The 10,300-nt window shown below is 41.0% G+C and carries 8 protein-coding genes and 1 pseudogene; 4 read left to right on the plus strand and 5 right to left on the minus strand.

The genetic code is table 11. The features are described from left to right. Positions 1–200 precede the first annotated feature (200 nt). The 4 genes from secB to rsgA all read right to left on the minus strand — a co-directional run bounded on the left by secB (position 201) and on the right by rsgA (position 2,531). Entirely contained in the window at positions 201–656 is a 456-nt protein-coding gene (gene secB, locus FTU17_RS15895) for a protein-export chaperone SecB (protein ID WP_078189641.1), read from the minus strand. 40 nt (positions 657–696) lie between these two features. Next, entirely contained in the window at positions 697–951 is a 255-nt protein-coding gene (grxC, locus tag FTU17_RS15900; protein WP_078189640.1) for a glutaredoxin 3, read from the minus strand. A gap of 20 nt (positions 952–971) precedes the next feature. After that, positions 972–1,379 (minus strand): rhodanese-like domain-containing protein, encoded by a 408-nt coding sequence (locus FTU17_RS15905; RefSeq protein ID WP_078189639.1) that lies wholly within the window; start codon positions 1,377–1,379, stop codon positions 972–974. Between the two features lie 93 nt (positions 1,380–1,472). Then, on the minus strand, positions 1,473–2,531 hold the full coding sequence (gene rsgA / locus FTU17_RS15910; protein WP_078192688.1) for a ribosome small subunit-dependent GTPase A: 1,059 nt from the start codon (positions 2,529–2,531) through the stop codon (positions 1,473–1,475). Between the two features lie 125 nt (positions 2,532–2,656). Here rsgA and orn point away from each other — a divergent pair, with 125 nt between their 5' ends. From orn to FTU17_RS15930, 4 genes are all read left to right on the plus strand, one after another. Continuing rightward, entirely contained in the window at positions 2,657–3,214 is a 558-nt protein-coding gene (gene orn, locus FTU17_RS15915; protein WP_067763591.1) for an oligoribonuclease, read from the plus strand. A gap of 470 nt (positions 3,215–3,684) precedes the next feature. Next, a complete protein-coding gene (locus FTU17_RS15920) occupies positions 3,685–4,455 on the plus strand; it encodes a ThiF family adenylyltransferase (protein ID WP_180004537.1) in 771 nt (256 codons plus the stop codon). Between the two features lie 115 nt (positions 4,456–4,570). Further along, positions 4,571–6,385, plus strand: coding sequence for a tetratricopeptide repeat protein (locus FTU17_RS15925; RefSeq protein ID WP_180135996.1), 1,815 nt, complete (start codon positions 4,571–4,573; stop codon positions 6,383–6,385). A gap of 236 nt (positions 6,386–6,621) precedes the next feature. Beyond that, positions 6,622–10,038, plus strand: a complete 3,417-nt coding sequence (locus FTU17_RS15930; protein WP_180135998.1) for a type VI secretion system Vgr family protein — start codon at positions 6,622–6,624, stop codon at positions 10,036–10,038. Positions 10,039–10,207: 169 nt separating this feature from the next. Here FTU17_RS15930 and FTU17_RS15935 read toward each other — a convergent pair. Then, positions 10,208–10,300, minus strand: a pseudogene (locus FTU17_RS15935) (IS1595 family transposase); the annotation flags it as partial.

Genomic DNA, 10,300 nt, shown 5'->3' on the forward strand with positions numbered 1-10,300 from the left:
CATACTGGCAGGGCTTTCAATACTATTGAACACTCTTCAGTTGTTGTCAGAGTATTCGTCTGATGAGCTGAATGCGATTGCTCAGATCGCATTCAATTTATAAAAAATGTGTAGATACCTATGCCTAGAAGGAGAGGGGATAAATAAAGCAATAAAAAAGACCGCTAAAAGCGGTCTTTTTTAGATTTGAAGATAAGCGATTAAGCTTGGCCTTCAGCAGCAGTTTGCGCACGTTGCAAATTCGCTTCGAATTCAGCATCGAAGTTAATTGGTGTAAGCAATAATTGTGGGAAGCTGCCTTTAGTAACCATATCGTTCACTGCTTCACGTAGGAATGGGAACAAGATATTTGGGCAGTAAGCACCAAGAATGTACGGAAGACGTTCTTCTTCAACGCTATCGATCAGGAAGATACCTGCTTGAGTAACGTCAACGATAAATGCAGTGTCACCCGCATTGTTCGCTTGAACGACAACTTTCAGTGAAACTTCGAAGTGTGTTGGATCAACTTTTTCTGCAGAAGAAGAAAGGTTGATATTTAGTTCAGGCTGCCATTCTTTAGTAAATACTTGAGCCCCAGGTACTTCGAAAGAAATATCTTTAGTATAAATACGCTCTAATGCCAATTGTGGTTGAGCTTGTTGTTCTTCACTCATTGTTTATTCCTTAATATGAGGTGACGATTTATGTTTAAAATTAAGATAGCATGCCGTCGAGTTTGCCTTCACGCTCTAAAGCATAAAGTTGGTCAAAACCGCCAATAAACTGATCATTAATAAAAATTTGAGGAACGGTACGGTGGTTGGTGCGTTGCATCAATTCAACACGTACTTCAGGCGCTTCATTTGATAAATTAATTTCTTTATAAGCCACGCCTTTACGCTCTAGGAGCTGTTTTGCACGAATGCAGTAAGGACATACAGTTGTTGAATAAATCGTAACTTCAGCCATGTTAATCTCCTAAGAAGAGCTTATTTGCTTTTAACTAAAGGTAAGCCTTGAGCTTTCCAGTTGCTAATGCCGCCGTCTAAACGGTATGCATCTGCATGACCGACTTGTTGCAATGCAGAACCTGCCACTTGACCAAGGTTACATACAAAAACCAACGGGCGATCAGAAGTTTTTAACTCTTCAATGTGTTTTGTAATTTGGCTATATGGAATATTACGGCTACCGCTAATATGACCTTCGCGGAAGTCTTTCGCATCACGTAAGTCAATCAATTGAGCATTTTTAGCTTTAACTAAAATCCCTAAAGATTGAGGTGAAATTTTGCGACCATTACGCTGGCCTTCAAGAATAAAGAACAGCACGACCAATACAGCCAGCGTTCCAAATAAGAAGGGGTGATTCCCCATAAATTCGAACCAACGTTCCACAATTCACCTAACTACAATTTTAAATTGCCAAGAGTATAGCCCATAAATATGGTGATCAAAATCACCCCTTCAAGGGCATGAACAGAATAAAAATTAATTTTTTTGCTGCGCTTCCGTGATTTCGTCGATCAGACGTAAATAACTGTCTAATCGGCGCGGCAAAATTTCGCCATTTTGAGCCGCCATTCTAAGCGCACATTGCTTTTCATGTTTATGCGTACAGTTACGGAACTGGCAATAGCCCAAATGTGACTCGATCTCAGGGAAACCTTGCTGAACTTTTTCCAATTCTAGGTGCCATAAACCAAATTCACGGATTCCTGGTGAATCAATCAATGCAGAACCTTCACCAAACGCAATTAAGCGCGTAGAGGTGGTGGTGTGCTGACCGAGCGCGGAGTTTTCCGAAATAATATTGGTTTTTTGCGCAGCATCCGGAACAATGGCATTAATTAAAGTACTTTTACCAACCCCAGACTGACCTACAAATGCGACAGTTTCACCAGAAAGTCGAGCAGAAAGTGTGCTTAAGTCACCATCGGATTGGGTTTGCATGACCTCATAGCCCAAGTCACGATATTCTTGTAATAGCGTTAAGATCGGATCGTTGTCTTTAAGCAAATCGGATTTATTTAAGACCAATAAAGCTGGAATATCAGCATCTGCACAGGCCACTAAATAGCGGTCAATCAGGCCTGGCGCTGGCTCAGGAAGTGGTGCAAATACAATCACAATCAGGCTGACATTGGCTGCGACAGGTTTCACTTTGTGATAACGGTCAGGGCGTGTCAGTAAAGATTGGCGTGGATGAATCGCGGTAATAATCCCTAAACCTGTGATCGGGTCAGCTTGCCATTTGACACGGTCACCCGTCACCAATAATTCGAGATTGGTACGGGTATGGCAGCGCCAAACACTGCCTAATTCGATGGGTTTCCAATGTGGTTCAGGTTCACCAGCTTGCACAATAGGTTTTTCAGGATGTTGGTCGGGTGTAGACAGCGCTTGAACTTCAAGTTGACGACCATAATGTTGGACGACCAAGCCTTCCAAATCTGCAGAAGTATCGATTTCTTCCTGACGAGATTTATGTTGCTTCTGAATGCGACGTTGCTGCTGTTCAGTCAGTCGGCGCTTACGAATTAAAGCCATTCATATCCTAAAAAACCATGAAAACTAGATGGCAAAAATAGCATGAAAGCAGGGTCTATTTACAGCGCAAGCCCAATAAATTTGCTACTATGTTCATTTTTACAGCCTAATAAGATTGCACATTTATGAGCAGCACACCTGATACACGCCTGATTTGGATTGACCTTGAAATGACAGGTCTAGATACAGATAACGACCAGATTATTGAAGTTGCAACAATTGTGACGGATGATAATTTAAATATTCTGGCGGAAGGGCCTGTGCTTGCGGTACATCAGTCTGACCGTGTGCTCAATGCGATGGATGAATGGAATACTCGCCAACATGGTCAATCAGGCCTAATCGAACGTGTACGTCGTAGTAAATTGACAGCACAAGATGCTGAACAGCAAACTTTAGAATTTTTGAAAAAATGGGTGAATCCAAAATCATCACCAATGTGTGGTAACTCAATTTGCCAAGATCGTCGTTTCTTACATCGTTTAATGCCTGAAATGGAACAATACTTCCACTACCGTAATCTTGATGTATCATCAGTGAAAGAATTGGCGAAACGCTGGCGCCCAGAGATCATGGGTGGCTTGAAAAAGAATGCCTCGCATTTGGCGATGGATGATATCCGTGACTCCATTGCAGAGCTTAAATACTACCGTGAATATTTCTTTATTATGAATAAAGACTAAGGTTGTAAGATTGAAAAAGAGGCGAAAGCCTCTTTTTTTAGCGCTACTTTCTCAACTTTTCTGCATTGAGTTTTTTGAGGTTTAATGCCTCGAAAACTACCCATAAACACAACATAATTATAAATTGTTGTTCACTTTCATAGTGTGCAAAAGCCACCAATGCGAACAGAGTGAGAAATAGAATTCGGATGATATTGCTTAGATTCAAATTTTTCTTTTGATATATCACGATCAGTGTGGCGTAGGCCAAAATAAGTAGGGTATTCAGACACAATAAAATAGAAAAAAACATGGCGATCCTACATAGGCGGATAACAATATTATTTGAGTTTTAGTATAAATTTTAATCGAAATTATTGTGCTTATTTTCATTTGTTGGATCAAGCCATCTGTGTGATAGAAATATTACCGCAGTCAAAATGAAGGAGTTTTGTTAGAATGGCGCTTCTGTTTCCTGCTTTTGTACTTTTATGACTGAACTGCTCCAAGATGATGAATATGACCGCCGTTTTGCTGGCGTAGCCAAAATATATAGTGATGAAAGTTTTCATCATTATGAAAAAAGTCATGTCATGGTGATCGGGATCGGTGGTGTAGGCTCATGGGCGGTAGAAGCTTTAGCACGTACAGGTATTGGTGAGCTAACCTTGGTCGATATGGATGTGGTTGCTGCATCGAATATCAATCGACAATTGCCTGCCATGAGCACGACACTGGGACATGAAAAAATTGAAGTGATGGCAGAGCGCTGCCGTGCGATTAATCCCCGAATCAAAATAAATTTGATTGATGATTATCTTACGCCTGAAAATGTCAAAGAAATTTTGGCAGGTGCTCCTGACCTAATTTTAGATTGCATTGATGATGTGAAGGCAAAATTTGCCTTAATGCTACATTGCCGTTTTAATAAAATTCCGTTGATCGTTTCGGGTGGAGCAGGGGGTAAACTTGATCCGCTGAAAATCCGAGTCGCAGATTTATCAAGAACAGAGCAAGACCCGATGTTAGCTAAATTGCGCACACAATTACGCGGCAAAGGCATTTGTAAAAAGCCGAAAGAAAAGTTTGGGATTACCTGTGTTTATTCGATTGATAATCCATTTTCCAGTGCTGATGTTTGTCCAAGTGCGGGCTTACGTTGTGGTGGATATGGTTCAGCAGTAGTGGTGACGTCCAGCTTTGCGATGGTGGCTGTGTCAGAGGTGCTCAAAAAACTTGATGCAAAACGAGCAAAAGCATGACAGTTATCTCATTTTGAAAAAAATAAAGCACCGAATTCGGTGCTTTTTTTGTATATAGAATTAAAATCAGACACAATGTTGGAATAATTAAAATATTGATTTTTTTGGGGCGAGTATGTGGTTTTTACTGATACTAATTTTGGGGATGGGAGTACTTGCGTTTTGGATGTGGAAAAGACCCGATCCAGTAAAACGCGATCAGGCTAAAGCGGTTGGGCATGACTTGTGGATAGACCAATTAGATGCACAGCTGAAATTTGCAGAACGTTTAATGCTTGATGCACCAACCGACTATGCGCGTGCCTATGAGTTGTATCAAAATTTGGCCAAACAGCATGAAATTCCACAGGCCTATGTCGCTATGGGGCAGATGCATTTACAAGGTTTAGGCCGAGAAGTCAGTGTGGAAAATGCGCTGGCTTTATTGGAAAAAGCCAATAGTTTAGGCAGTGATGATGCTGCATATGTGTTGGGGCAAGTTGAAGAAGGTATCTATGGCGGTGTGCCCAATCTTGAAAAAGCACAATATTGGTATCGACATGCGATTTCACGCGGTCATTTGGATGCACAATATCGACTCGCTGAACTAAACCCAGAAGATCAGACACATGCCGAGCAGCAACATTTAGATTTGTTGCAAAAAAATGCGGACAATGGACATGCCAATTCACAGTATCAATTGGCACAGTTCTATTTAAACCAAGCCACGCCAAATATTACTTTGGGAGTGGAATATTTACTGAAAGCTGGCCAACAAGACCATATGGCGGCTATTCAGCAATTGCAGCAATTCTATGCACAAGGAAAGTATCTTGAGCAAAATGATGAAAAGTCATTGCAATATTTAAAGCGAGGATTGCTACTCGGGCACCAGCAGCAGTTGTATGAATATTATCAAGCGGTGTTGATGGGTAAAATCGACGTCGATCAGCGTCAGCGGGTTTATCATGATCTTTTGCAGCAGGCCAAAGAGCACAAAGTTGCAGCAGCCAGCCGATTATTAGGCATTGCACATTTTCATGGTTGGTATTTGGAGAAGCAGGAAACTTTAGGTTTTCGCTTTCTGACCGAAGCTGCTCAACTTAAAGATGCTGAAGCGATTAGTCTTATTGCCGCACTGTATTTTGAAAAGTATTTGGTTAGTGATGATCCGCAAAAAGCATTTGAGTTATATCAAACAGCGTATCAATTCAAACCATTATTCATTAACCAAGTCGGTTTGGCCCTATGCTATCTACACGGCGTCGGTGTTGAGCGAAATATCAAGCAAGCACAGCAACTTTTAATTGAAGCTGCTAGGCATTTAAATGATATGTCCATTACTTGTGTCGCTGATCAAAACTATGTGATTGGACGTTTTTATGCATTACCAGAGTATCCATTAGCACATCGTGATCAGTGTTTGAGTTATCTGGAAAAAGCCGCAGAACAAGGTTCGCAGGATGCTGCTTGGTATCTCTATCGTTTAGCTGTGGAAAATATCTTGCCTGATCTCTCATTTGATGATAGTCAAACACAGCGAGCATTGTTGAAAGCGGCAAAATTAGGTCATCCTGATGCACTCACGCAACTAGGTCTAGTTAATTTAAAAGGACAATGGGGAACACAAGATTTCCAACAAGCATTGCAGTATTTCTCGCAAGCGGCAGCATTGGGTAATGTGACTGCCTTGTACCAACTTGGTGAAATGTCAGAACATGGTTTAGGTGTGCAGCAAGATTTAACCCAAGCGCATAGCTATTATGCACAAGCGGCTCAGGGGATGAGTGCTGCGGCATTAACGCGATTGGGTTATTTCTATATTCATGGCATGGGCGTAGAGCGTGATCTTAAAATTGCACAGCAATATTTGGAAAAAGCGGCCTTGCAAGGCTATGTCGAAGCACAAGAACAATTGGAGAATATTCACGCATTTTTAAATACTAATTAATCGTGATTCAAGGCAGTAAGGTGGTATGAAGAGACCTGAAGTTTAGTTTGATGGTCTCTACATTTTTTTAATGCAGAAATAAATAGAGTAAAAATAACATAAAGAATTGATGTAGAAATTTGAATTTTTACTTACATAAAACCCAAAAAAGCAGGCAGATTATGCCTAGAAAAATATGAGTTTTTTTGATTAAATACCCCGCATATTTTATAAAAATCTGATTTTAGATAATAACGATGCTGAACAATATTTATTCTGCACTTGAGAAATTGGGCATTAGTCCACAAAAACGTGCCTTGCATATTCAATTTTCCAATACCACGCTGAATGAACAAGTATTCTTGCAACGTATTGATGGGGAACATGCCTTAAGTGAAGGTTTGAATGTTCAGCTCATCTGTCTCTCAACTTCTGCCACCTTAGAACTCAAACAATTTATTGGTACACAAGTCGCAATCGATCAGGTAACCGATGCGGGTCAACTTTTTCGTATTACCGGGATCATTACAGAAGCATTTCAAGGCCAAAGTGATGGTGCATTAACACTGTATAAGTTGACCTTAGAAGATGCAACGGCACTATGGCATAAGCGTCGTAATAGCCGCGTGTTTATGAATAAATCGGTCAAAGATGTGGTCGAGATTATTTTTAAGGAATGGCAAAAAAAGAGCCCACTTTTTGCAGCGAGCTTAAGTTTGGACTTAAGCGGCTTAAAAAAAGAGTATGACGTTCGACCATTCATGATGCAAAGTAATGAAACCGACTATGATTTTATTACCCGCTTACTACGCAGTGAAGGCATTCATTGGTTGGTTGATGAAGCTCAATCTTTTGTAACATCGTCTGCGACACCCATCGCAGCTCAAAAGCTACGCTTGATTGATGATAATAGTCAATATCAAGCTTTAGAGCGACGTAATATCCGTTTTCATCGCAGTAGTGCGACTGAAAAAAATGACAGTATGACCAGTTTTATCGGTCAGCGTAGTCTGCAACCGACGTCGGTACATGTGCAACGATGGCAGGCGGATGTGCTTGAACAGGACGAAGGTGGTGGTTCAGTACAAAGCAAGCACCTACATAGTCAAAATCAAGATAATGCGAGCTTAAGCTTAGAGCAGGCATGGCATTTGAGCCCTGCATGGATGCAAGATCTGAATGGTGAAGATGCTGCAACAGCTTCTAATAGTGCTCAAGTTGAACGTCTCAATCAAAATTTTAGTGATTATTATGCGGCTCAAGCCAAACAATTTATTGCCAAAAGTACCGTACGTGATACGCAAGTTGGTTATTGGTTCAAATTGGATGAGCATCCTGAAATTGATCAGCATAACGGTGCAGATCAAGAATTTCTTATTCTATCTAAATCATTTTATAACCAAAATAATTTACCTAAAGATTTAACTGATCAAGTGACCCAGCTGATCCATCAAAGTCAGTGGCAAGTCAAACAAAGCGATGCGGATGAACGCCAAGCCAATACCTTGGCTTTGCAACGTCGAAATATTACGACCGTTCCTGAATTTAATCCACTTACACATCGACCAGTAACACATCCGCAGCGTGCTAAAGTTGTGGGGCCTGCCGGTGAAGAAATCCATGTTGATGAATGGGGGCGGATAAAAGTCCGTTTTCTGTTTACCCGTTCTGATGATCATAGCCATGATGGTGGTGCAGGTGCGAACAATAATGACACAGACTCGGCTTGGGTTGATGTGTTGACCCCTTGGGCCGGCGAAGGCTATGGAGCGCGCTTCTTACCTCGAGTTGGTGAAATAGTTGTCGTTGATTTCTTTGATGGCAATATTGACCGACCTTTTGTTGTTGGTCGTATTCATGAAGCGCAGCGTAGTCCCACTAAATTTGACAATAAAGGACAATTACCAGATACCAAAAAACTCGCGGGAATTCGTTCCAAAGAAGTGGCGGGAGAGGGATTTGGTCAATTACGTTTTGATGATACCACGGGGCAAATTAGTACCCAGCTGCAAAGTAGTCATGGTGCGAGCCAACTGAACCTCGGTAAGCTCAGTCATCCAAAAGATAAAGCAGAAAGTGAAGATCGGGGTGAAGGTTTTGAGCTGCGGACAGATCAATGGGGGGCAGTACGAGCTGGACAAGGTTTATTGGTGTCGACTTATAAACAGGAAAAGGCCAATGGTGAACATTTAGATGCAGAGATTGCAAGAAAACAACTGGAGACGAGTCATAGTAATAGTAAGTCTTTAAGTGATATTGCAAAGCAACAAAAAACAGATGAAATTGAATCTGTTGAACAGCTAAAAGCTTTTGCCAGTGAAATAGAAAAAGATATCGCTAAATTTAAAAAAGCCATTCTTTTACTTAACTCAGTGGATGGTATTGCACTGAGTACACCAGAGGATATTCATTTATCAGCAACAGGCATGATCAACCAAATTGCCGGTGATAGCATTAACCTGAGTACGCAAAAAAATATTGTGGGACAAGCTTTAGGTAAGGTTAGCTTATTTGCAGCTCAAGGTGGTATTAAAGCAATAGCAGCGCAAAGTAAAGTCGAAATTCAGGCACAATCTGATGCTTTGGATATTTTGGCAAAAAAAGGAATTACGATTTCTTCTACTGAAGACAAAATAGAGATTAGCAGTCCTAAAGAGATTGTGATCACAGGAGCTTCTTCCCAAATTACTTTAAATGGCTCGGGAATTTTTGCTAAGACAGGCGGTAAATTTGAAGTAAATGCAGGGCAGCATCTATTTAAACCAGCATCGAGTGCTAGCAAGTCTGCACAACTTTCTACTTCTAATCCGATGAAAGGGGCCTTAGAACTGCTTAAGAGCTATGGTGGTCAAGATTTCTTTAGCGGAACTGGATTTAAAGTGATTGATGCTTTGGGCAAGCAAGTTACAGGAAAATTAGACGGCAATGGCTTTGCACAAGTCACAGGAATTGCACCGGGACCTGCGAAAGTGGAGTTTGATAAAGATCCACGCAGTGCTTGGGATTCAGCGAGTCATTTTAAGCGTGACTATCAATGGGCAGAAAACGTTGTACCGGGAGCTTCAGACTTGATTCAGAATGCACTCGGGTCGTTGGGGCAAAATTTAACTTCACAGTTAAAAGATAATCTCTTTAATTTAAATGCAGATTCTTTAAAAAATATAGGAAAAAATGCATTAAAAGATCTAGGTGGACAGGCATTAAATCAATTTAAAGACCAAGTCACCAACTCTGCACTATCTGCAATTTCATCGAAACTCAACTTGGGGCTTTCTGCTTCACAAATGGCAAGTTTGGGTCAGGGGGCACAAGGCTTATCCAGTGTATTAGGTGGAAGTGGAATGAGTAACGGCATCGTTTCTGGGTCAACTGCTGCCGCAGTTCAGAACTCACAAGCAACCATTGATAAGGATATAGTGGGCCGTAAAATTTCTTATTCCACACGCGCATTGACTTATACGGAAACCATTCGAGAAGGCTCTGCAACGCCTACGAATGTGACAGCTGCACCAGTCGCAGTGCCTAAAGTGCCTGAAATAAAAGTAGCGGAAGCTGCACCAGAAAAAGCGATACCTGTCCTTGCTAGTGATGATGATTGGGTGGACCGGAAACAATATTCAAGTCCTTACCTCACTTACAGTGAAACCACACGACCGAAAAAGAACAATGGTTAGTACTTCATAAGAGCGACAGCAAAACACAATTTTAAATATTTAGAATTTGAGTAATAGGTTTTTACATGACAATTGATCAAAATGTTCAAAAAGAACAACAGACAATAAATAAGCCAGCCGTAGAACTGGCAATTTTTAAGGCTCTAGACTAGCAGATTTGCACTTAGTTTTACCTAATGAGGTCCCACAACTCTGTTGCTAGCTCATTAGGCTCCCTCATCCAACGCCATTCTGTTTCTTTAAGATGATAATCAAAATACTC

The organism is Acinetobacter sp. YH12070 (assembly GCF_013419625.1).
Lineage (GTDB): Bacteria > Pseudomonadota > Gammaproteobacteria > Pseudomonadales > Moraxellaceae > Acinetobacter > Acinetobacter amyesii.